Source organism: Nisaea sp., from assembly GCF_039990255.1.
Classification (GTDB): Bacteria; Pseudomonadota; Alphaproteobacteria; order Thalassobaculales; family Thalassobaculaceae; genus Nisaea.
The window spans coordinates 468,142-489,680 of the sequence record NZ_JBDXGG010000018.1 but is presented as its reverse complement, the minus strand read 5'-3'; the positions used below and the strand labels follow the sequence as shown (position 1 = coordinate 489,680).

General features: G+C 60.0%; 22 protein-coding genes. 19 read left to right on the top strand and 3 right to left on the bottom strand.

Annotation, left to right across the window (positions count from 1 at the left end):
- The first annotated feature begins 48 nt into the window (after positions 1 to 48).
- Genes atpD through ABJ076_RS12490 form a run of 9 tightly spaced genes read left to right on the top strand, consistent with a single transcriptional unit; the run spans position 49 to position 6,553 of the window.
- Positions 49 to 1,491 carry a F0F1 ATP synthase subunit beta gene (atpD, locus tag ABJ076_RS12530; RefSeq protein WP_348189555.1) on the top strand — a complete coding sequence of 481 codons (1,443 nt, stop codon included), beginning with the start codon at positions 49 to 51 and terminating at the stop codon, positions 1,489 to 1,491.
- Positions 1,488 to 1,940 (top strand): F0F1 ATP synthase subunit epsilon, encoded by a 453-nt coding sequence (locus ABJ076_RS12525; protein ID WP_348189374.1) that lies wholly within the window; start codon positions 1,488 to 1,490, stop codon positions 1,938 to 1,940. Before atpD ends, ABJ076_RS12525 begins: the two co-directional genes overlap by 4 nt.
- Positions 1,937 to 2,221, top strand: a complete 285-nt coding sequence (locus tag ABJ076_RS12520) for an AtpZ/AtpI family protein (RefSeq protein WP_348189376.1) — start codon at positions 1,937 to 1,939, stop codon at positions 2,219 to 2,221. Before ABJ076_RS12525 ends, ABJ076_RS12520 begins: the two co-directional genes overlap by 4 nt.
- Positions 2,218 to 2,505 carry an ATP synthase subunit I gene (locus ABJ076_RS12515; RefSeq protein ID WP_348189378.1) on the top strand — a complete coding sequence of 96 codons (288 nt, stop codon included), beginning with the start codon at positions 2,218 to 2,220 and terminating at the stop codon, positions 2,503 to 2,505. Before ABJ076_RS12520 ends, ABJ076_RS12515 begins: the two co-directional genes overlap by 4 nt.
- A complete protein-coding gene (locus tag ABJ076_RS12510; RefSeq protein WP_348199576.1) occupies positions 2,505 to 3,176 on the top strand; it encodes a F0F1 ATP synthase subunit A in 672 nt (223 codons plus the stop codon). Before ABJ076_RS12515 ends, ABJ076_RS12510 begins: the two co-directional genes overlap by 1 nt.
- A gap of 9 nt (positions 3,177 to 3,185) precedes the next feature.
- Positions 3,186 to 3,428: a F0F1 ATP synthase subunit C gene (locus ABJ076_RS12505; RefSeq protein WP_348189381.1), complete on the top strand. Its 243-nt coding sequence runs from the start codon at positions 3,186 to 3,188 to the stop codon at positions 3,426 to 3,428.
- Positions 3,429 to 3,430: 2 nt separating this feature from the next.
- Entirely contained in the window at positions 3,431 to 4,186 is a 756-nt protein-coding gene (locus ABJ076_RS12500) for a F0F1 ATP synthase subunit delta (RefSeq protein ID WP_348189383.1), read from the top strand.
- The gene (locus ABJ076_RS12495; RefSeq protein WP_348189385.1) at positions 4,170 to 5,708 is read left to right on the top strand and encodes a F0F1 ATP synthase subunit alpha; all 1,539 of its coding nucleotides are present in this window, start codon (positions 4,170 to 4,172) and stop codon (positions 5,706 to 5,708) included. The genes ABJ076_RS12500 and ABJ076_RS12495 overlap by 17 nt, the downstream gene beginning before the upstream one ends.
- Positions 5,705 to 6,553, top strand: coding sequence for a F0F1 ATP synthase subunit gamma (locus ABJ076_RS12490; RefSeq protein ID WP_348189387.1), 849 nt, complete (start codon positions 5,705 to 5,707; stop codon positions 6,551 to 6,553). Before ABJ076_RS12495 ends, ABJ076_RS12490 begins: the two co-directional genes overlap by 4 nt.
- Before the next feature lie 15 nt (positions 6,554 to 6,568).
- Here ABJ076_RS12490 and ABJ076_RS12485 read toward each other — a convergent pair whose 3' ends face one another.
- The gene (locus ABJ076_RS12485; RefSeq protein ID WP_348189389.1) at positions 6,569 to 7,795 is read right to left on the bottom strand and encodes an amidohydrolase family protein; all 1,227 of its coding nucleotides are present in this window, start codon (positions 7,793 to 7,795) and stop codon (positions 6,569 to 6,571) included.
- A 235-nt stretch (positions 7,796 to 8,030) separates the two neighbouring features.
- Here ABJ076_RS12485 and ABJ076_RS12480 point away from each other — a divergent pair, with 235 nt between their 5' ends.
- The 3 genes from ABJ076_RS12480 (at position 8,031) to ABJ076_RS12470 (ending at position 12,627) form a co-directional block, all read left to right on the top strand.
- Entirely contained in the window at positions 8,031 to 8,489 is a 459-nt protein-coding gene (locus tag ABJ076_RS12480; protein ID WP_348189391.1) for a FecR domain-containing protein, read from the top strand.
- Positions 8,490 to 8,498: 9 nt separating this feature from the next.
- Positions 8,499 to 9,548: an OmpA family protein gene (locus ABJ076_RS12475; RefSeq protein ID WP_348189393.1), complete on the top strand. Its 1,050-nt coding sequence runs from the start codon at positions 8,499 to 8,501 to the stop codon at positions 9,546 to 9,548.
- Between the two features lie 181 nt (positions 9,549 to 9,729).
- Complete coding sequence (locus ABJ076_RS12470) at positions 9,730 to 12,627, top strand: CHASE2 domain-containing protein (RefSeq protein ID WP_348189395.1); 2,898 nt, start codon at positions 9,730 to 9,732, stop codon at positions 12,625 to 12,627.
- Positions 12,628 to 12,646: 19 nt separating this feature from the next.
- Here ABJ076_RS12470 and ABJ076_RS12465 read toward each other — a convergent pair whose 3' ends face one another.
- Entirely contained in the window at positions 12,647 to 13,321 is a 675-nt protein-coding gene (locus ABJ076_RS12465; RefSeq protein ID WP_348189397.1) for a DUF1028 domain-containing protein, read from the bottom strand.
- Positions 13,318 to 14,253, bottom strand: a complete 936-nt coding sequence (locus ABJ076_RS12460) for an N-carbamoyl-D-amino-acid hydrolase (RefSeq protein ID WP_348189399.1) — start codon at positions 14,251 to 14,253, stop codon at positions 13,318 to 13,320. The genes ABJ076_RS12465 and ABJ076_RS12460 overlap by 4 nt, the downstream gene beginning before the upstream one ends.
- A gap of 101 nt (positions 14,254 to 14,354) precedes the next feature.
- Between ABJ076_RS12460 and ABJ076_RS12455 the strand changes: the two genes are divergently transcribed.
- From ABJ076_RS12455 to ABJ076_RS12425, 7 genes are all read left to right on the top strand, one after another.
- Entirely contained in the window at positions 14,355 to 15,275 is a 921-nt protein-coding gene (locus ABJ076_RS12455) for a LysR family transcriptional regulator (protein WP_348189401.1), read from the top strand.
- Between the two features lie 116 nt (positions 15,276 to 15,391).
- The gene (locus ABJ076_RS12450; protein WP_348189403.1) at positions 15,392 to 16,465 is read left to right on the top strand and encodes an ABC transporter ATP-binding protein; all 1,074 of its coding nucleotides are present in this window, start codon (positions 15,392 to 15,394) and stop codon (positions 16,463 to 16,465) included.
- A gap of 51 nt (positions 16,466 to 16,516) precedes the next feature.
- A complete protein-coding gene (locus tag ABJ076_RS12445) occupies positions 16,517 to 17,659 on the top strand; it encodes an extracellular solute-binding protein (RefSeq protein ID WP_348189405.1) in 1,143 nt (380 codons plus the stop codon).
- Between the two features lie 83 nt (positions 17,660 to 17,742).
- A complete protein-coding gene (locus ABJ076_RS12440; protein WP_348189407.1) occupies positions 17,743 to 18,585 on the top strand; it encodes an ABC transporter permease in 843 nt (280 codons plus the stop codon).
- Positions 18,585 to 19,364 (top strand): ABC transporter permease, encoded by a 780-nt coding sequence (locus ABJ076_RS12435; RefSeq protein ID WP_348189409.1) that lies wholly within the window; start codon positions 18,585 to 18,587, stop codon positions 19,362 to 19,364. The genes ABJ076_RS12440 and ABJ076_RS12435 overlap by 1 nt, the downstream gene beginning before the upstream one ends.
- Before the next feature lies 1 nt (position 19,365).
- Positions 19,366 to 20,736: an amidohydrolase family protein gene (locus ABJ076_RS12430; protein WP_348189411.1), complete on the top strand. Its 1,371-nt coding sequence runs from the start codon at positions 19,366 to 19,368 to the stop codon at positions 20,734 to 20,736.
- A 38-nt stretch (positions 20,737 to 20,774) separates the two neighbouring features.
- Positions 20,775 to 21,536 (top strand): DUF1028 domain-containing protein, encoded by a 762-nt coding sequence (locus tag ABJ076_RS12425; protein WP_348189413.1) that lies wholly within the window; start codon positions 20,775 to 20,777, stop codon positions 21,534 to 21,536.
- Positions 21,537 to 21,539 lie beyond the last annotated feature (3 nt).

Genomic DNA, 21,539 nt, shown 5'->3' with positions numbered 1-21,539 from the left:
CGGAACCAAGTGCCGGGACATCGGGGTTTTGCTGTGCACGACGAAGCGATCAAAGGCTCGCAACCGCAATTACCGACCGGGGAGGTCGTTGCGATCAATGGATCAGTGATCGACATCCGCTTTCCACCGGATCAGGTTGCGTCGCTTGGCACGGCAGTCTCGATCATCAACGGCACAGGCAAGCCGCTTTTCGCCGAAATCCAGGTTCACCTTGATAATGTGACCGCGCGGGCTGTGGCACTGGGGAATACCGCGGGGCTGAAACGCGGAACACCGGTCCAGGCAACGGGCGCCCCCTTGCAGATTCCTGTCGGCGAAGCGGTTCTGGGTCGGCTCGTCAACGTCATTGGCGAGCCAATGGACGCGGGATCACCCTTTCCTGCGGACGTACCCCGAAAACCAATCCACGCCCCCGCGCCGCCTCTATCACAACAGAGCAATCAGCCCGAGATGTTCCACACCGGCATCAAGGTAATCGACTTGCTTGCCCCTCTGGTCAAAGGCGGCAAAGCTGCCATGTTCGGAGGGGCCGGGGTTGGCAAAACCGTTCTGATCATGGAGTTGATCCGGACCACGGTCGAGCGGCATTCCGGGATATCGGTCTTTGCCGGTATCGGCGAACGCTCGCGCGAGGGCCACGAGCTCCTGTTGGAACTGCGGCAGTCCGGCGTGCTGGACCGCACCGCACTGGTTTTCGGGCAGATGAACGAGCCTCCTGGGGCGCGGTGGCGCGTCGGACTGAGCGCGCTCGCCATCGCGGAACATTTCCGCGACGACATCCATGAGAACGTCCTTCTGCTGGTAGACAATGTCTACCGTCTGGTTCAGGCGGGCGGAGAGATCTCCGGCCTGCTGGGGCGCCTGCCGTCCCGCGTCGGATACCAGCCCACCCTGAGCAGCGAGATTGCGGAATTCGAGGAACGTATAGCCTCCGTTCCGGGAGCGGCCATCACCTCGATCCAGGCAGTCTATGTTCCGGCGGACGATTTCACCGACCCCGCCGTGGCCGAGATCTTCGGCCATCTCGATTCATCGATAGTGCTGTCTCGGGAGATGGCGAGTGAAGGCATGTATCCCGCTGTCGAGCCGCTGGCCTCGACATCGAGCCTGCTCGATCCGCGGCTGATAGGCGATCAGCACTACAAAACCGCTCAAGAAGTGCGGAAAGCGATAGCCCACTATCGCGACCTGCAGAAAATCATCGCCCTGCTGGGGATCGAGGAGCTGAGCGCGACAGACCGCCGCCTTGTCGGCAGGGCCCGCCGACTTATGCGGTTCCTCACCCAGCCCTTCATGGTCACCACCGCCTTCACCGGAAAATCGGGCCGGGCGGTGGAGCTGGACGCCACGATTGCCGGATGCCGCGCCATCCTGGACGGAGAAGCCGACAACTGGGCCGAACAGTCGCTCTACATGATCGGCGACATTGAGGAAGCGCGAAAAAGAGAAGCTCCCGCCGAAGAAGCGCCGCCTGGTGCGTTAGCGTCATGAAACTGACAATTGCGACACCGCTCGCGCTTATCGTCGATGAAGCCGACGTTAGCCACGTTCGGGCGGAGGATGAAACCGGCGCGTTCGGCCTGCTTCCCGGACATGCGGATTTTCTGACCGAACTTGCAATTTCGGTCGTGACCTGGCGCGATGAGACTGGTGCCGAGCACCATGTCGCGGTGCGCGGCGGCATGCTGAGCGTGCGCGATGGAGACATGATCGAAATCGCCACACGCGAGGCCGTGCCGGGCGACGATCTGGGGCAGCTGGAGACCGAGGTTCTGGATCGTTTCAGGCGCCAAATCTCGGAGGAACAGTCTGCAAGGACCGACGCGCACAGGCTTTATCTGGCGGCGATCCAACAGATTATCACTGCCCTGCACCCCAACTCTTCCGGCATTTCCGGGCAGAAACTTGGGCTTGGAAGCCTGCCAGGGGAAGACGCATGAGCGGCGCGGAGGACCATAACAACCAACTGGAAAAAGCGGTGCAAACACGTAAGGAGCGACGCGCGCTCTGGGAACGCGAGGGCGAACGATCCATTGCCCGCAATCTGGCGATGATAGGGACTCTTGGCTGGACGATTGTGATCCCGCCACTTCTTGGGGTTTTCATCGGCCGCTGGCTCGACCGCATATTTTCAAGCGACGTGTTCTGGACACTCGGACTTCTGGTCCTGGGACTCACACTCGGCTGCTGGCTCGCATGGTCAAGGATGCACAAGGAATGAACGGATCTGACCCAATCGCAACCGTCGCTATTGCCCTCGCCGTGGCCGCGGGAAGCATGGCGCTGGGCCTCGCCTATTTCTACGCCCTCGGGCGGACGGTGGACGCCTTGCTCGGCGAACGGCATACAGCCAAAGTTATCGGGTTGAGCCTATTGCGGCTCGGCGGTGCAATCGCCCTGCTGACTGTGCTCGCACAATTTGGCCCGGTGATGCTGCTCAGCGGTTTTGCCGGGTTCCTCGGCGCCCGCATGATTGCGACGCGGCAGGCCAGGAGAGCAGGATGATGGATGCCTCGCCCCTGACCAGCACAATCCTGTTCCATATCGGCCCGATCCCGATCAGCCGGGCCGTCATGACCACCTGGGGACTCATGCTGGCGCTCCCTCTGGGATCGTGGCTACTAACACGGCAACTCGGCCGGGACTCCGGCCGACTGCAGGCAATCCTCGAAACCGTTGTCGTCGGGATACTGGATCAGATCACCGAGGTCGCAGGCAAGTCCGCACGGTCGTTGCTCCCCCTGCTCGCCACGCTGTTCCTGTTCATCGCTACCGCCAACTCGATCAGCATTTTACCCGGCATAGAAGCCCCCACAGCCAGGATAGAGACGGCAGCGGCCCTGGCTGCGGTCGTCTTCATTTCTGTGCATTTCTACGGCATCCGCGCCCGGGGATTGCTCAGCTATCTGGCGGGCTTCGCCAAGCCCAAACTGATCATGCTGCCGCTCAATCTGCTGTCGGAGATCACCCGTACGCTTTCGCTGATGGTTCGACTCTTCGGGAACGTGATGAGCGGCGAATTCATGATTGCGCTCGTACTCGCCCTGGCAGGGCTCTTCGTTCCGATCCCGCTCATGGCCCTGGAGCTGCTGCTGGGACTGGTCCAAGCCTACATCTTTGCCATTCTGGCCGGCGTTTTCATCGGCGCGGCCATCAACGCCCAGCAACAAAACTGAGGAGGTAACGTGGACCACGAATTTATCAGCATATTTGCCGCCGCATTCGTCGTCTCGTTCGGTGCGCTCGGCCCGGCTCTCGCAGAAGGGAAAGCGGTGGCCGCCGCGATGGACGCCATCGCCCGCCAGCCCGAAGCCGCAGGCACGATTTCAAGGACCCTGTTTGTTGGCCTGGCAATGATCGAGACAACAGCGATCTACTGTCTCGTCGTCGCATTGCTGCTTCTGTTCGCAAATCCGTACACAGGATAGTCATGTCGTTCGACTGGTGGACCTTCGGATTGCAGACAGTCAACTTCGTCATCCTGGTATGGCTGATGCACAGATTTCTCTACAAACCGGTTTTGCGGGTCGTCGACGCGCGCCGTGCCGAAATCGACAAGGAGCGCGCCGAAGCGAAGCGTTTCCAGCAGGAAGCACAATCCGAGCTGGAGCGAATTCGCACGGAACAATCCGAGACAGAGGCCAAGCGTGAAGCCGTGCTCGCCACGGCCAGAGCCGAGGCGGAGGCACTGGCAGCGGCGCGCCGGAACCAGGCAGAACGCGATGCAGAGGCGCTTGAGGCACAGACCCGGAAATCATTGCAAACCGAGCGCACCGCAGCCGCAGATGAGACCCGGAAGATCGCGCTCGATCTCGGGATGGACGTTGCACGCCGTCTGCTGGAGGAAGTGCCCCCGGATCTTAGGGCCGAAGCCTGGCTCGACCGCATCGAACGGCACCTGAACTCGCTGGGTCCCGGCGAGCGCGACTCCCTGATCGATGGTCAGGACAACAAGAGGCTATTGCGGGTAGTCAGCGCCATTCCCTTTTCGAAGACCAGTATGGAGCGGTGGAAAGTGCATCTGGCTGATATCCTCGGACAAGATCTGGAGCTCGAATTCGCCCATGACCCAGACCTTATCGCCGGTGTGGAGCTGCATTTTCCCAGTGCCATTCTGCATTTCTCCTGGCGTGGTGCCCTGGACGCAATGCGGATGGAGATGACCGCCGATGCCGACGCTCACTGACGACCTGCACCAGTGGGCGGCAAAGAACCGGGCCCACATCAAGGACGTCTCAATGGCCCCTTGGGTCGAGCCCATCGGCAGGGTGCTACGCACTGGAGATGGTGTCGCCACGGTTTCCGGCCTGCCGGAGACGCGGCTTGACGAGCTACTCGTGTTTGAGGGCGGCGTAAGGGGGCTCGTCGTCGGTCTCGGAGAGACGAAAATCGGCTGCGTGCTGCTTGGCGACCCCTCCGCGATTTCTGCCGGAAGCGCGGTGCGCGGCACAGGAGAGGTTGCGCGCGTGCCGGTGGGCGATGCGCTGCTCGGAAGAATCGTCGATCCCCTCGGGGCGCCACTCGACGAAGGGCCGCCCATTGCAGAGGCTGCCTTCAACGCTGTCGAGCAACCGGCTCCGCCAATCATTGATCGCGCCCTGATCGAACGCCCACTGGCGACCGGTTTGCTGTCCGTGGATGCCATGGTCCCGCTCGGCCGGGGGCAGCGCGAGCTGATTATCGGCGATCGCGGAACCGGCAAGACCGCGGTCGCGGTCGACACCATCATCAACCAAAAATCCAGCGACGTGATCTGCATTTATGCCGCGATAGGCCAGAAGGCTTCCACCGTCGCCCAGGTCATCGACACGGTGCGGCGCTACGGAGCGCCCGGGCGCTGTCTCTTTGTCGTCGGCGAGGCCGATGCTCCTCCCGGCCTGCAATGGCTGACACCCTATTCCGCCTGCACCATGGCCGAATACTGGATGAACAAGGGGCACGACGTCCTGCTTGTCATGGACGAGCTGACCAAGCATGCCGCAGTGTACCGCCAGGTCTCGCTGCTGCTGCGCCGGCCACCCGGAAGGGAAGCCTATCCGGGCGACATCTTCTATATCCATTCGCGGTTGCTCGAACGTGCTGCCCGGCTCTCGCCGGAACGGGGCGGTGGCTCGCTGACCGCCCTGCCGATCGCCGAGACCCAGGCAGGCAATATCAGCGCCTACATCCCGACCAACCTGATCTCCATCACGGACGGACAGATCTATCTGGATCCCGCCCTGTTACATGAAGACCAGAAGCCAGCCGTCGATATCGGCAAGAGCGTCTCTCGCGTTGGCGGCAAGACCCAGGCACCGGTGATCAAGGCCTTCTCGGCCAGCCTGCGGCTGGACTATGCGCAGTTTCTCGAACTTGAGGTCTTTACGCGGTTCGGCACCATGGTCGATGACCGGACCCGCAAGAGCATTGAGCACGGGCGACGAATTCGCGCGATACTCCGGCAACGCCAGTTCGCTCCGCTCCCCCTGGGGGAACAGGTTGCCTTACTTTTCGCGCTCTCCGAAAATCTGCTCGACGATGTGCCCATGGACCGGATCGAAGCGTTCAGGGACGCCCTGTCCTCATGGCTTATCCAGGAAGCTCCGGACATCCTAGCGTTGAGTGATCAAGCCAAATCTCTGACAGACAAGCAGCGTCAGCACCTGCATGACGGCATCGCCGCCCTCGTGTCATCGATACGCGGAGCGGCCCCGGCGGATGCCCAATGACCCGCCTCGCGGAGATCGAGGCGCAGATTTCCGGCATGAGCGATCTGCAGAACATCATTGCGGCCATGCGGTCGCTCTCCGGCATGCGCCTAAGGGAAGCGCAACGCGCGGTCCCCGTTATTCGGCAATATGCCGAGGTCGTCGCAGGCGGAATCGCCGACACGCTCTCCATGGTGCATGATAAGCCGGACATGTCAGAAGCAAAACCGGGCCCGACCGCCATTATCCTCTGTGCGTCCGAACACGGCTTCGTCGGTGGCTTCAACGACAGGGTCGTAGAAGCGGCAATGGATGCCCTCGGTCCCCGGGACAAACTGTTCGTGCTCGGCACTCGCGGCGCCGCACGCGCGGCGGAAATGAACCACACCCCGACCTGGTTTGGACCGATGGCGACCCGGCCAGATGCCGTATCGACGGTGGTGCAGCGATTATCGGAAGAGCTGTTTCGGCAGATCGAGACACGCGAAATCACACGTGTGGAAGCGGTGTGTGCTGTCTCAAGGCAAGGCACTGCCTCAACCGTGGAACGCCGGTCCTTACTGCCGCTTGATGCCGATATCCGCCAATCAAAGCAAAAGCATCAGGCTCCGCTCCACAACATGGACCCGGCAAATCTGCTTGAAAAACTGACGGAAGAATATGTCTTCGCACGCCTGACCGAAGCAGCGGTGGAGTCGATCTCCGCTGAAAACGCCGCCCGGCTCTCGGCCACGCAGGCAGCACACGACAATATCTCGACCATGCTGACTGCCTTGCAAAGCGATGCACGGCAGTCACGGCAATCCGAAATCACCACCGAGATCCTGGAGCTCGCCGTCGGAGCGGCGATGGTTGGCGACCAGTAGATCCCTGAAATTCTCTCACGTCGGCGCGTGCAGCTCCGGCAAAGCCCGAGTCACGGTTTGCCTGCCGCTTTTGAAGACGAACATCGGCTGGGCCAGTTCGGCGACGACCATGGCCGGGTCCGTACTGTCGACCACGACGAGATCCGCGGTCTTGCCGACCTCGATGCCGTAATCCTTCAGGTTCATCAGCGCGGCAGACCGGGTCGAAATCATATTCAAACATTCCGCCAGCAGGTCCGTCTGTCCGATCTGCGCGATATTGGCGTAGAGATTGGCCATCCGGATCAGCGAGCAGTCGCCATAAGGCGTGAACGGGTTTAGCACGTTGTTCGTCGAAAGCGAGCAATTGACCCCGTGGCCGAGCATCCGGTGCAGCGGCGTGACCCCGCGCGGGACGGAGTGATCAAGATCGCGATGCATCAGAAACAGATCCGTTGACGGCAGGACAGTGACCCCTACGCCTGCACCGGCGAGCCGCCTGGCCAGCACATCGAAGCTCTCCGGTGGCATGGCGGCAAACTTGGTGACGTGTCCGACGGCGACCCGTCCGCCCCAGCCATATTCGTCAGCCTTGCGCGCAACGTAATCGGCGTCGAGTTCCGTAGGATCGGCCGCAAGATCGAGATGCATGTCAATATCGACATCGAACTCCCGTGCGAGCTCGAAGATCCGGTCGATCTGTCCGTGCGGATCGCTGTCTGTATAGGGCGCCGCCCCGACACATCCGGCACCGTTCTTCAGCGCCGCAACCATCAACTCTTCGGTTCCCGGATTGTTGAGCAATCCCTCCTGCGGAAAGACGCAAATCTCGACGTCGATTGCCCAGGCGAAATCGGCAATCGCCTGCTTCACGCCCTCGAAACCGCGCAGCCCGATGACCGGGTCGACTTCCACATGAGTGCGCATCCGGGTGGTTCCATTCACAACGCACTTCCGGAGCGTTCGCCCAGCTCTTTCGGCAACGTTTTGTTCCGTAAAGCCCGACTTCAGCCGGGCCACTTCGCTGATAGCCTCGGCCAGATCGCCTTTTTCGGAGCTACAACGGTGCAAAATGCAGGACTTGTCGAGATGAATGTGGGTCTCGACGAAACCGGGTAACAGCAGACGTCCTTCAAGATCGAGCGTGCGGGAGCCATCCGGCAGCTCGCCGCCAATCGCGGCGATTTTTCCGCTGTCCACGCCGACATCGAGCACTTGTGCAGGCTCCATCGCAAGACGGATATTGCGGAGCGTGAGTTCCAAGAATTGACTCTCCCATCGGGACTGTAGATCGTCCCACCAACATAATCAGACACACTAGAGTGTGCACCTGACGTTACATCTACACGGGACATTTCTGGCAGAAACGCTTCCCATGCCTGAATTCGGCATTCACTGTATAATAAACCCACAGTTTTTCCTCAGGCGCGCTTGACGGCGCTCCTACTTCGTCTCAACACTCCGATTATAAAGTCATGACGACTGTTTGGGGGGCCGAATGACACGATTTCTGACGGGGCTTTTGGTGCTGTTACTGCTGACGGGCGGTGCCTCGGCTCAAGGAACAGGCCCGGCCATCGGCACAATCAAAGTTTCGAGCGGCGACGCCTCTGTGCAACGCGGGGGAACGGTGACACCAGGCAGCGAGGGGCTGGAAGTGCGTCGCCAGGATATCTTGCTCACCGGAGCCAACGGCGCGCTTGGTGTTACCCTGAATGACGGCACACTGATTTCCCTAGGCCCGAATTCCCGTTTCGAGCTCGCGGAGTTCGAATTCGCACCGCAGCGGAACAGCTTCAGTTTTTTCGGGAAAATACTGGAAGGCACGATGGTCTATCAGTCTGGCCGGATTGGCCATATAGCACCTGAAAAAACCCGTATCGAAACACCGTTGTCTGTCATCGCTGTTCGCGGAACCCGTTTCGCGGTCCGCATTCCGGCCGGCGCGGGGAACTAGGACATGTTGATGCAGAGCCTAACTTCAAATCGCCCCGGTAAAGTACGATCCAGCGTTACCGCACTGCTACTCGCGCTTTCCGTCAGCGCCTGTGCCATCGGCCCATACGACGCGGACGAGCTAGAGGGGATGACGCCACCGGACTCCCAGTTCCTTCAAAGTCTGAGCAGGGAATATGTGGCGCTCGGCGACCTGGAACGCGCCGAATATGACTGGGCGGACACCGCCAGATTCTATGACCGCGCCATCCGCGCCGGCAAAGGCGAGATCGTCGAGCCGGAAATGCTGGATCAAAGGAATCTGACCCCTGCAGGACGGAACGAACTCAAACAGGCACGCGATCAACTGACCAACCTGTTTTCTGCCGGTGCCCGTTCCATTGCCGGTTTGAGCAGCGCCCGTGCGCAGGGCGGTTTCGACTGCTGGATGCAGGAACTCGAAGAAGGTCATCAGCCGGACGACATTGAGAATTGCCGGAAAATGTTCCTGGCAGCCCTTTCCAATGTGGAAGCCTCAGTCAACGGCGCGCTTGTTGTCCTGCTGCCGGAAGAAGACGGAAAGCTCGGCGTGATCAGTGTTGAAAACCAGCAGGGCGCTGTCACTCTCGACACTTCCCGAGCCAGCGCCTTGGTAGCACGGACGGATGCAGCCCCACGGGCAAGCGGCATTTTCGCGGCGGACGATGTCCGTGCGGTTTTCGGCATGGCCATTGCCGCCGGCCCGCCCCAACCAGTTACTTTTCTGCTCTATTTTGAACAGGGAGCCGATGTTCTCACCACCGAGTCCCTGGCCCTGCTCGACAAGGTGCTGGAGACCGTCCGCCAGCGTAAATTGCCGCAGGTTGAAGTCTCGGGGCATACAGACCGTTCCGGCTCGGCAAGTTTCAACGATCGGCTTGCGCTTGATCGAGCCAGTATCGTCGGACAAGAGGTCCTGAGACGCGGCGTCCCAGAACAGTTTCTTACGGTGGAGTCGTACGGCGAACGGGCACCAATCATCCCAACAGCGGACGGAGTGTCCGAGCCCCGCAATCGTCGCGTCGAAATCGTTATTCGATAGAGCTCTTTGATGTCAACACAATTAAAACGGGATAAAAACTCCGAACAATACCTGCATCTCTGGTTCACCGACGCCTCACTTGGCGTTAAGGTCTGGGCCGGAACCCGACCGATATCAAAGCAGCGAATCCGCACGGAGACGACCGAAACATAGTCGTCAATGGCGCCTCCATGAGGCATAAATGGAAGGCAGACGCAGCACTGTAGGCTTTGCTAGGCCTGAAGAGCAAAGCGACTTTCCGTGGCTCGACGGCCCGGAAGATGGGCAACTGCGCCGCCTGGCACGCCAGAGCCGCCTCATCGCCGGCGGCCTCTTGCTTTTGCTGATCCTGTTACGGCTCATAGATATCACGCCGGTTCAGGTCTTGCGGCTCTGGGGATTCGACCTGTTGCTTCAGACGGAAATCACCGGGACCGAGGCTTCCCCTGTCGTCGTCGTTGACGTGAATGACGAAAGCCTAACCCAACTCGGCCAATGGCCCTGGCCCCGCAGATACTATGTAGATCTTGTAGACCGCCTGCGGGAGGCCGGGGCGGCAATGATCGTCTTTGACATCCTGTTTACAGAACCAGACCGCATGTCACCCGAGAACCTGGCGGTCACTCTCCCCAAGATTGGAGCGGATCTACGCCGCAATCTGCTGAGCCTCGGTAGCTCCGACGTATCGCTGGCGGCCGCCATGCAGACCATTCCGACAGTCACTGCAGCGGCAGCCCAGCCCCCCGGCAGTCCGGCCACCCCCGGCAAAGCCCGCCCCGGGCGCTTTGCCGTCCACGGACACCCTGACGTCGCTGATCTTCCGGGCATTTCCGGTATCATAGAAAGTGTCGCGCCGGTTGGTCAGGCAGGCGTTGGTGAAGGGCTCGTCAATCTGCTTCCCGAGCCCGACGGCGCCGCGCGCCGGGTTCCCGCAGCCTTTCGCGCCGGAGAAGCCCTCGAGCCTGGCCTCGCAATCGAGGCGGCACGGGTCGCCCTCGGTCAAAGCAGCATGTTGCTGAAAGTTCCGTCCGCATTCGGAATATCCGGGATATCAATTGGACCATTATTCGTCCCCACGGATCGGATGGGCCAGATTTGGATCAACACAACAAACCCGCAGCGTATCACCACACATGCCGCGCATGAGGTTCTCGGAAACAAGGTTCCGGACGAAGAGCTTGCCGGACGTATAATCGTTATTGGAACCTCAGCCTCCGGCATCGGGGAGCAAGTCCGCACCGGCATTGGGGACACCATGTCCGGATTGCATCTGCAGGCTCTCGCGCTGGATACGATTGTGACCGGCCGGACGCCATTGCGGGATCGCAGTTTCACTGCGGCGGAAATTACCACTGCCCTGGTCCTAGGGCTTCTGCTGCTATGGCTGCTGCCGCGGATGCCCCTGATCTGGAAACCGGCTACTGCCTTAGCCACGTCCACCGTACTGATATCAGCGTCCGTTGCGGCCTACGGCACCAACGGGGCATTGATCGATTCAAGTTTCCCCATAATTGCCATTCTCCTGTTGACCGGAAATTTTGTGCTTGCAGATTTCCGCAGCGAAACACTCCTGCGTCGGCGCAACGAAACAACACTGAAACAGCACGACACCTATTTTCGGGAAGTCGTCGACGCCAGCTTCGATGCCATTGTGACAATTGACGGGAGTGCCAGAGTACGCACAGCAAACCGGGCTGCAGGCCAGATATTCGGCATCCCCGCGACTGAACTCATCGGCCATCCCATCGCCGGGCGCCTGTCTGGCGACTGGGCTCGCGGGCTTGCGGCAGCACCCGCGGACATGCTGCGGCAAACGGCCGCCATGCCCACCACAATAGAGACCGGGATTCTTGATCCTGAGACGTCCTCAATCATGCGCCCGACTGAAATCACCCTTGCTGAGTCTTTTGCCGGTCAGGAACGCGTCTTTGTTCTCGTGTTGCACGATATCAGCGCTCGCAAGGCCGCCGAGGCGTCAGCCGAGCGATCCTCACATCGGCTGCGTGAAGGTATCGATGCAATCTCCGACGGCTTTGTCCTCTATTCACCCGACCGCCGCCTGATCCTGTGCAACAATCATTTCCGCAAAATGTTTGGCGATGCGGGGGACGCGGTCGTCGCTGGCATGGAATATTCAGATGTTCTGAAACACTACTTAGATCACCGTGGGGTGATCCCGGAAGAATGCGAAAAAGCGAAAACCTGGCTCGATGAACGGTTGCGCTTGTTCGGTTCCTCTTCGGACCCCTATGAGCTGCAAACAGACGACGGACGATGGTTCCGGGTCGACAAACGCCGCACTGCCGAAGGCGGCATGGTTTGCGTCTATTCGAATATCACAGAGCTCAAACTTCGCGAAATCGAACTCGAGACCGCAAAAGAACAGGCTGAGATGGCCAGCAATGCAAAGTCCGAATTCCTTGCCAACATGAGCCACGAATTACGCACACCGCTGAACGCGATCATCGGCTTTGCCGACTTGATGCGTGGCCAGCCTTTCGGACCTCTCGGGAACGAACGTTATGTCGACTATGCCAACGATATTTCGGACAGTGGCACGCGATTGCTAAAAATGATTGAGCAGATCCTCGAATTCGCCCGGCTGGAAAAACTCCAGTCCCGGATCGAAAATTCCGTGACCAGCTTGGCGGAAACGGTCCACGCGGCAGTTACCGACCTGACACCGAGCGCACAGGAACACGCAATTTCTGTAAAGGTCGACCTGCCCGACACACTCCCCTCTCTGAGGGCCGATCCGCATATGCTCTATCAGATCGTCCAGAATCTATTGGCGAATGCCGTGAAGTTCTCCACTGCCGGATCGGATGTCACGATACGCAGCCGACTAGACGACGAACGGCAGATCGTCCTCTCCATAGAGGATCATGGCATCGGTGTTCCGCCAGAGATGCTCGAAAACATCACCCAGCCTTTCTGGCAACGCCCCGGTGCGATGACCAGCTCTCATCAGGGTGTCGGTCTCGGCCTCGCTATCGTCAACGCACATGTGCAGGCGCACGAGGCACGTATGGATGTCGACAGCACAGCAGGCATTGGTACGATAGTGACGATCACCTTCCCAGCATCGCGCACAGTCTGAGCTGGTCCCGGAGCGCCGGTTAAGCCGGGCGACCCTCGACTTCAGCCGAAGACGGTGCCGCATCGGGATCAATCGCCCGGAGCCGGTAGGCAGCAGCTTTGGGCGCCCAGTCCCGCCAGAGCACTCCAAGATCCTTCAACGGGTCGGTCGAAAAATCGACACGGATGTCCGCATCCATCAATCCTTCATCGCCGAGCACCTTCAGCGCGGCCGATTGTAGGGGCTCGCGTTCACTGCCAGCCGCTTCGCCGGCAAACATGCCCGCCTGCAAACGCTCCTCAAGCGGGCCAGCCGCCTCTTCAAAGGCCCGGACCATTTCCGGCAGGACATTGGCCGAACCGAGGAAATTGCCGAGCGCGAGGCTATTGGCTCCCTCAAACCCGCCGCAATGATCAAGGCAGGAGGTGCCGGTATGGTGAAGCGGCTTGCCATTCAACGTCAGAATACCGAGTTGCCGCCAGTGCTCCGACGTTGCGGACTCACGCATGGCTGAAAGTGTTTCCGCCGCGTCCTTGGTCCGTTGCCAGGCTGAAATCCCGACAGCATGGAGACGTGGATCAGTTCGCGCCTGGGAAAACACAACACAGCCTTCCGCGATAGCGCCCACGCGGGCACCGACGCAGACAGACGAAGTGGCAACGGCGAACCCGATACGGCCGGTTTCCATGCAGCGTCCTGCAAGAGAAAATGTCATTCTGTCACCTCAATGCCGGTTTGCTCGGTGATTGGTCCATAATGCTCGATCCGGCGATGCCGCGCGAAATCGAAGACGGATCGACGAATATAGGCGCCAAGATCAAGATCGCAATTATGGGCGATCACCTCGTCATCCTCGGATACAGCGCGGGCCACGACCTCACCGGTCGGAGCGACGATGGCTGAACCTCCGATCATCGCAAAGCCATCCTCGGAACCGCATTTCGCCGCCGCCATGACCCAAGCGCCATTTTGGTAAGCCGCCGACTCGAGGCTGAGCCGGTTATGGAACTCCCGGAGATGAGCCGGTTCCGGATGATGAATGTTTCGCGTGGGTGTGTTGTAGCCGAGCATGAAAACCTCAGCCCCGCGCAATGCCATGACACGAAAGGTCTCCGGCCATCGCCGATCGTTACAGATACACATGCCGAAGCGGCCGGACGGGGTCTTGAAAGCCGGAAATCCGAGATCTCCTACCTCGAAATAGCGCTTTTCCAGATGCTCGAATTCTAGATCCCCGATCGGGTCTTTCGTTCCTGGCAGATGAATTTTCCGGTACTTGCCAAGAATGGCGCCGTCTGGGCCGACCAGCACCGAGGTATTGAAGCGCCGGGTGTCACCACCCTCCTCAACCTTCTCTGCGTAGCCAAGATAGAAACCGATGCCGAGTGCCTTCGCTTCTTCAAACAGCGGCAGCATCGCCGGAGAAGGCAGCCCCTCTTCGAAAAAAACATCGTACTCTTCCGGGCTGTCATAGATATAGCGAGGGAAGAACGTGGTCAGGGCCAGTTCCGGAAAGGTAACCCAACGGGCACCATGTGAATGGGCCTCGCGCAGCATTTCAATAAGGCGCGCCACCACTTGGGCCTTCGAGTCCTGAAGATGGACGGGTCCCATCTGGGCAACGGCGAACACTTCTTTCCGGCTCATGGGAGCCCTCCTCTTCGTCTCCAACACATGAAGTGCTAGACGAGCGAAGTATCACCGTGAAATAAAATTGGCGGGCAACTTAATAAGGTGAAATTATTGAAATGATCAATGCACGCCAGCTCGAAGTGCTTTGCACCGTCATAGAAGTCGGCACAACAGGCCGGGCTGCGGACCTGCTGAATGTCAGTCAGCCGGCTGTGAGCAACATGATCCGGCACACCGAGGATCTTGTCGGCTTCCCCCTGTTCGTGCGCGAAAGGGGCCGACTGGTCCCTACCCGCGAAGCACAGCATATCGCGCAGGAAGCGCAGTATCTTTTCATGCAGCAGAAGCGGGTAGAGAATGTCATCAACGAGCTGCGCGGCGGCACGGTCGGCCGGCTTCATATTGTCGCCACGCCATCCATCGGGCACGGGATCCTGCCGCGGGTCATCGCAGAGTTCGTCAAGAACAGGCCGAAACTGACACTCTCAATTGAACTCGGCAGCATCGACGAAAACACCGAAAAGCTGGTCAGCGGGCAGGCCGATATCGGCCTCTCCATCACCCAGCCTCGCCATTCAATGCTGTCCGTTCGGCCCGTCGCCGAAGGGCGGATGATGTGCGTTTGCCCGACAGATCATGAAATGGCCCTGTCCGAGCGGGTTAACGTCACCGATCTCAATCACGTGCGGCATATCTCCTATGCCGCCGGCACGCCACTCGGCCAAATTATCGACGCGGTATTTTCAAGTCAGGGACTGGAACGACGTTATTTCTGCGAGGTGCGGCACACAGCAACCGCACTGGAGATGGCGATTTCCGGCCTTGGGGTCGCCCTGGTAGACAGCTTTGCCCTGTTCGGTCGGGACCTCACCACACTGGCGGCACGCCGGACCCATCCGACCATCCCCCTCAGCATCCACTGTATTTCCTGCAATCTGTTCCCGACCTCCAACCTGGCACTCCAGTTTCAGGGCTTCTTCAGCGACTTTCTGAAAAATCACGACATTCCAACGGTCAAGCCAGAAGCTATAAACTGACATTATCAAGTGTGAGCAAATTATTATTTTCAGGTTTTAGGCCTGCATGATTTTCTCCGTCCCGATCCCGGCCGAACTGCTCCCGGCCGCCCATACAAACGGGACGCCTGCACCCTATGAGCAATCCGATTCTTTCCATCAGAAACTCGGTCAAGCGTTACGGACCGGTCCATGCTTTGGATCATGTCGATCTGGATGTCGCGGAGGGTGAGTTTCTGACCCTGCTGGGCCCGTCGGGCTCGGGAAAGACGACGCTCCTGACCGCAATTGCCGGTTTCACGGACCTGACCGAGGGTACTGTGTCCCTGCGCGGACGCGACATCACGAACGAGCCACCGGAACATCGCGACTTCGGCATGGTTTTCCAGGGCTATGCCCTGTTTCCGACCATGACCGTGCGGCAAAATGTCGGCTTTCCCCTGAAAGTCCGAAAACGCCCGGCAAGCGAGATCATCGCGCGGGTCGATGAGTGCCTCGAACTGGTACAGATGAGTGCCTATGCGGACCGGATGCCGAGCCAGCTTTCCGGTGGCCAGCAACAACGGATCGCCCTTGCCCGCGCCCTTTCCTTCAAACCCCAGGTCCTGCTGCTGGACGAGCCGCTTTCCGCGCTCGACAAGAAACTGCGCGCGGACCTGCAGTGGGAGCTGAAGGCCCTGCACGATCAGCTCGGCGTCACTTTCATTTACGTGACACACGATCAGGACGAGGCCCTGTCCATGTCCGACCGGATCGTCATCCTGAAGGATGGCAAGATCCAGCAGGCCGGTGTCCCGGACATGCTCTACAACAAGCCGCGAACCCGTTTTGTCGCAGATTTCCTTGGCAAATCGAACTTCCTAACCGTCAAGATCAAGAGCCGTCAGGGTGATCATCTCGAATGTACCGCCGGCGATGAAGCCTTCCCCCTGGATGCGACCGGACATTCCGGAACCATCAAGGACAGCGCCGAGATCGCGCTCCGCCCCGAGCGCATTCGGCTGGCTGAACCCGGCAAGGAGTTCCTGACAGGCACGGTGAAGCAGGTGAGCTATCTCGGCGAGCGCTGCCAGGTGCTCCTCACCCATTCGGTTCTCGGCCAGATCCTCGTCTCCTGCCCGACATGGAAGTCCGGCATCGACCCCAATCCGGGCCTTCATCTCAGCTTCGGATGGGACACGGATGCCTGCGTGATTCTCGAGGCTGAATAGCAACGCCTCGCAAAAGCAAGAAACAGGGATTTCATCGATATGGAGAAAGACATGACCGAAATCATCGAAACAACCGACGTTGAAGCCAAGGCTGATATCGTCGATATCGCCGTCGAGCGTTACAAGCAGGGCCTACTGACCCGCCGCGGTTTCATCGCCGCAATGGGCGCACTTGGCATCCTGCCGGCACTCAGCGGCAAGACCCTGGCCGCGACGAAGGAAATCATCGTCGTGAACTGGGGCGGTAAAGCCAAGGACATCCTGCAGGAAGTCATGTGCGATACCTACACCAAGGAAACCGGCATCAAGGTTACCGTCGACGGCGCAGGCCCGTCCGCCGGCAAGATCCGCGCGATGGTCGAAAGCAACGCGGTGGTCTGGGATCTTTGCGACAGCGGCGCCGGCTCGGCTTTGATCCTGGAGAAGGCTGGCGTCTCCCAGCCGATCGATTACAGCATCGTCGACAAGTCCAAGGTGCTCGAGGGCGCCGTCTACAACAATGGGGTCGGAAACTACGTTTATTCCTACGTTCTCGCCTCGAACCCGAAACTGCTCGGCGGTAATGTTCCGCAGAGCTGGGAAGATGTCTGGAACGTCAAGGACTTCCCTGGCATCCGGACGTTCCGCAAATCGGTCCGCGGCATGCTGGAGAGTGCCACGATGTCCATGGGCGTCGCGCCGAAAGACGTCTATGAGGCTCTCGGTACCGACGATGGTATCAAGGCCGCCATCGACCGGTTCCGGCAGCTCCGTGAGAACATCATTGTCTGGGGCTCCGGCAGCGAAAGCCAGAACCTGTTCCTGCAGGAAGAAGTCGCCATCGGCAACATCTGGTCGACCCGCGCACATCTGCTGAAAGACCAGATGGAAGAAGGCACCTTCACCGTCACCTTCAACGGCGGCGTCGTCGCCCCGGGCATCTGGGTTGTCCCGAAGAACAACCCGTCCGGCACCGAAGAGGTGATGAAGTTCATCGCCCACGCCCAGACACCGGAACTGCAAGTCAAATGGCTTGAAATGATCGGTTGCGGCCCGGCTAACCCGGCAGCGGCAGCGCTGGTTCCTGACTCCATGCAGAAATGGAACCCGTCCAGCCCGGAAAACCTAGCCACCCAGATCATGTACAACGACACCTGGTACGCAAAGAACCAGATCTCGGCTGAAGAACTCTACGTGGACGCGCTTATCAACTAAGCCGTCCGGCGGGCGGGGCGGCTCCTCCCTCCAGGAGCCGCCCCGTTCCTTTATTGATCACCTTTCCCGCGACCGGAGCCGACATGCCGCGTCTGAACGACCAGACCCGCTATTGGATGCTAGTGCTGCCAGCGCTGGCCATCATGGTGATCTTCTACATCCTGCCTGTTCTCGGCATCTGGGAGATTTCCTTCACCGAACCGGCAACCGGTTTAGGCAACTACGTCAAGATGACGGAGTCGAACGCGGTCAAGACCAGCTTCATCCTGACCTTCCGTGTGGCCGCCATCACCACCGTCGGATGCCTGCTGCTCGGCTATATTGTCGCTTATGCAATCTCGAATTTTGTTACCCGGCTAACGCCGCTCATGCTGGCCCTGGTGCTGTTGCCCTTCTGGGTTTCGGTGCTGATCCGCTCTTTCAGCTGGATCATACTGCTCGGCCGTTCCGGCCTGGTGAACGATACCCTGCGCGATATCGGACTGATCACCAGCCCGCTGCGCCTGATGCACAATGAACTCGGCGTTCTGATCGCCATGATCCACGTTATGCTGCCTTTCGCAGTGCTGCCGATGCTGGCCAATATGCGCGGCATTTCCCGCTCCTATACGGACGCGGCCCGCGGCCTAGGCGCAAGCGAATGGACGGCCTTCCGCTCGGTCTACTTCCCACAGACGCTGCCTGGCGTGTTCTCCGGCGCACTTCTGGTTTTCGTTCTTTCCCTCGGTTTTTTCGTCACCCCGGCCCTGCTCGGCGGCGGCCGCGTGCTGATGATCTCTGAATACATCACCTACCAGATCCAGGAATTCCTGGCCTGGGGCCTCGGCTCGGCGCTTTCGGTGGCCCTGCTGGTCGCGACCGCACTCGTCCTGCTCATCGCCGCGCGCTTCGTGAACTTGAAATCGGCCCTGCTGGAGCGCAACTGATGAAGACCTCGCCTTTCCGCATCTTCTTCAATACCGGCGCCTGGGCTGTCCTCGCGTTCCTGCTGCTGCCGATGCTTGTGGTCATTCCGATTTCGCTGACCGACACCAGCTATATAGGTCTGCCGAAAGAGCATCTTTCCCTGCAACACTATGAGAACTATTTCAGCTCTGCCGAATGGCTCGGCGCGACCTGGACCAGTATCTGGGTCGGCCTCGTAGTGGCCGTTGCCGCGACCGTGCTCGGCACCGCCTTCTCCATCGGCTGCTGGCTGATCTCAAGCCGGGCTTCAACCATCGCACGCTGGGTATTGATCGTGCCGATCCTGGTGCCGCCGGTGGTCCAGTCCCTTGGCTTTTATCGGTTCTGGGTGAAGCTGGATCTGATCGACACCTATTTCGGCGTCATCCTGGCCCACACATTGCTGGCCCTGCCCTACGTTTCGATCTCCGTCTTTACCGCGCTGGCTAACCTCGACCATCGTATCACCCAGGCCGCGCGCAGCCTCGGCGCCTCGGTCTGGCAGACAGTGATCGCCGTCATTGTTCCGGCGATCCGCCCTGGCATGCTGACCGGCGGCACCTTCGCCTTCATCGTCAGCTTTGATGAAATCGTCGGCGTGCTGTTCCTGACTGTCCGCAATGTGAATACCCTGCCGAAGCAGATCTGGGAGGGTATTCAGGAGAGTATCGATCCGACAATCGCGGCGGTCGCCACCTTCCTCGTGGTCCTTTCCCTGATAGCCACTGCCGCTGTTTCCCTGCGCAAGAAGACCGCATGACATGAACCGTTTTTTGCTGCGTGACGCCCGCTATATTCACCATGGCGCGGATGGAAAACCCGAAATCCACCGGGGCCATATCGCCATCGACGGCAGCCGGATCGCCGCCATAGCCGAGAACCTGAACGGCACCGAATTCGCGGATTTCGAACCCGTCGACATGAGTGACCGACTGGTCTCCCCAGGCCTCATCAATGCCCACACCCACGCAGTGTTGCTTGTCCTGCGGGGCACGGTCGAAGATATCGAGGGTAATCTCGTCTACCAGTACATGGTTCCGGCCTCCTATCTGCTGGAGCCGCAGGAGCGCGCCGCTATCGCCCGACTTGCCTGCGCGGAGGCGATCCGCTCCGGCACCACAACCATGGTCGACCCGTTGCGCCATGTTGCCGATTACGCCCCAGCAATGGTGGATACCGGCCTCCGGCTCTGGCTCGCCGAAAGCTGCGCCGATGCGGTTACCACCGAAGTCGGCAGCGGCACCTACCGGTTTGACCGGGAATTTGGCGAGACGTTCCTTACCCGCACCCGCGATCTAATCGAGCGCTTCCACGGCACCGAGGATGACCGTGTCCGGGTGATGCTATCTGCCCATGCGCCGGACAATTGCAGTCCCTGGATGCTGGCTGAGCTGAAGAAGCTTGCCGCGCAGCACAGTCTGCGCCGCACAGTTCATCTCAGCCAGATCATCAGCGAGAAGAAGCAGGTCGAGAGCCTGCACGGCTGCACTTCGACGGAATATCTCCAGCGCAACGACTTCCTCGGCGACGACCTTCTGGCCGTGCACTGGACATTCTGCACCGAGCGGGATGTCGAGATCCTGGCCGAGACAGGCACCCACTTCGCCCATTGCCCGGCCTCAATGTCCGCCAAGGGGCCACACAGCCTGCCGATAAAGGCGATCCTCGAGTCCGGCGTGAATATCGCACTCGGCACGGACAACATGACCGAGGACATGTTCCACGCCATGAAGCTAGGCCTGACCATCCATCGGGGCGCCTATGGCCGGTCGGTCACGCCGACGCCGAACGACATCTTCAATTACGCCACCGTGAATGCCGCCCGCGCGCTGGATCATCCGGGCATCGGCCATATCGCGCCGGGCATGAAGGCCGATCTCGCCATGATCGACCTGATGACGCCCGCCATGACGCCGCGGCTTTCCGCGATCTCCAATCTGGTGCATTACGGACATCCGGGACTGGTCACAGACACCATGGTGGACGGCCGGTTCCTGATGCGGAACAGGGAATTACTGACCATCGACGAACGTGCCGCCGTGACGGAAGCGCAAACCGCGACCGAGGCAATGTGGGAAAAATTTGAAGCAGAAGACAGGGGCGTGCCGCTTCCGGCGACCGACCCCGCCTGAAAGAATCATCCCGCCTGCCGGGAGCCAAAGGGGAATACATGACCTTTTCGATCATCGGCCGCTGCGAGCGCACGGGGTGCTATGGCGCGGCGATCACCACATCCGATCTTGCCGTCGGATCGCGCTGCGTGCGCCTCTCCCACGGGCGCGGTGCCATGCTGTCCCAGCACCGAACCGACAGTCGGCTCGGTGATCTCGGCATCTCCCTGTTGGCCAAAGGCACCGCAGCGGATGCGGTCGTCTCGGAAGTCTGCGACTCGACCGCCGATATCGAATGGCGCCAGATCGGCGCGCTCGACTCCGACGGTCGGGCAGCCGCTTATCACGGCCGCCGGATGTATTCGATCTACTCCCACACGGTCGGCCGCAACTGTCTCGCGCTCGGCAATATCCTCTCCAACCCTCAGGTCCCCCAGAAGATGGCGGACGCCTTTACTCGCGATCCGTCCCTGCCTCTTGCCGAACGGCTGATGAAAGCACTGGAAGCCGGGCGCGACAGTGGCGGTGAGATACTCGGCCCGCTTCGCTCGGCGGCACTGCGTGTGACCGGAGAATATGGCATCGACACCTACGATCTCCGGATCGATGTCTCCAACTCTGACGCCGTTGCCGATCTGCGTGCATTGTACGAGGCCTATCAGGGCCGCGAGGACACCATCCGCCGTGTTGCGCTGGAGCCGGAAACCATGCCAATCATGCGCACCCTTTTCGAGGCAAGCATCGAGCGGATCTCGGAGCTGGGTCTCGAAGACCGTTTCCCAACCGCCAAACACCGGGACAGCTGGACCGTTAAGGACTGAGAC

What these genes read in the sequence shown, in the direction of transcription:
- ABJ076_RS12525 (WP_348189374.1), top strand. Translation starts at nt 1,488, where the DNA reads ATGAAACTGACAATTGCGACACCGCTCGCGCTTATCGTCGATGAAGCC.
- ABJ076_RS12520 (WP_348189376.1), top strand. Translation starts at nt 1,937, where the DNA reads ATGAGCGGCGCGGAGGACCATAACAACCAACTGGAAAAAGCGGTGCAA.
- ABJ076_RS12515 (WP_348189378.1), top strand. Translation starts at nt 2,218, where the DNA reads ATGAACGGATCTGACCCAATCGCAACCGTCGCTATTGCCCTCGCCGTG.
- ABJ076_RS12510 (WP_348199576.1), top strand. Translation starts at nt 2,505, where the DNA reads ATGGATGCCTCGCCCCTGACCAGCACAATCCTGTTCCATATCGGCCCG.
- ABJ076_RS12500 (WP_348189383.1), top strand. Translation starts at nt 3,431, where the DNA reads ATGTCGTTCGACTGGTGGACCTTCGGATTGCAGACAGTCAACTTCGTC.
- ABJ076_RS12495 (WP_348189385.1), top strand. Translation starts at nt 4,170, where the DNA reads ATGCCGACGCTCACTGACGACCTGCACCAGTGGGCGGCAAAGAACCGG.
- ABJ076_RS12490 (WP_348189387.1), top strand. Translation starts at nt 5,705, where the DNA reads ATGACCCGCCTCGCGGAGATCGAGGCGCAGATTTCCGGCATGAGCGAT.
- ABJ076_RS12480 (WP_348189391.1), top strand. Translation starts at nt 8,031, where the DNA reads ATGACACGATTTCTGACGGGGCTTTTGGTGCTGTTACTGCTGACGGGC.
- ABJ076_RS12475 (WP_348189393.1), top strand. Translation starts at nt 8,499, where the DNA reads ATGCAGAGCCTAACTTCAAATCGCCCCGGTAAAGTACGATCCAGCGTT.
- ABJ076_RS12470 (WP_348189395.1), top strand. Translation starts at nt 9,730, where the DNA reads ATGGAAGGCAGACGCAGCACTGTAGGCTTTGCTAGGCCTGAAGAGCAA.
- ABJ076_RS12465 (WP_348189397.1), bottom strand. Translation starts at nt 13,321, where the DNA reads ATGACATTTTCTCTTGCAGGACGCTGCATGGAAACCGGCCGTATCGGG.
- ABJ076_RS12460 (WP_348189399.1), bottom strand. Translation starts at nt 14,253, where the DNA reads ATGAGCCGGAAAGAAGTGTTCGCCGTTGCCCAGATGGGACCCGTCCAT.
- ABJ076_RS12455 (WP_348189401.1), top strand. Translation starts at nt 14,355, where the DNA reads ATGATCAATGCACGCCAGCTCGAAGTGCTTTGCACCGTCATAGAAGTC.
- ABJ076_RS12450 (WP_348189403.1), top strand. Translation starts at nt 15,392, where the DNA reads ATGAGCAATCCGATTCTTTCCATCAGAAACTCGGTCAAGCGTTACGGA.
- ABJ076_RS12445 (WP_348189405.1), top strand. Translation starts at nt 16,517, where the DNA reads ATGACCGAAATCATCGAAACAACCGACGTTGAAGCCAAGGCTGATATC.
- ABJ076_RS12440 (WP_348189407.1), top strand. Translation starts at nt 17,743, where the DNA reads ATGCCGCGTCTGAACGACCAGACCCGCTATTGGATGCTAGTGCTGCCA.
- ABJ076_RS12435 (WP_348189409.1), top strand. Translation starts at nt 18,585, where the DNA reads ATGAAGACCTCGCCTTTCCGCATCTTCTTCAATACCGGCGCCTGGGCT.
- ABJ076_RS12430 (WP_348189411.1), top strand. Translation starts at nt 19,366, where the DNA reads ATGAACCGTTTTTTGCTGCGTGACGCCCGCTATATTCACCATGGCGCG.
- ABJ076_RS12425 (WP_348189413.1), top strand. Translation starts at nt 20,775, where the DNA reads ATGACCTTTTCGATCATCGGCCGCTGCGAGCGCACGGGGTGCTATGGC.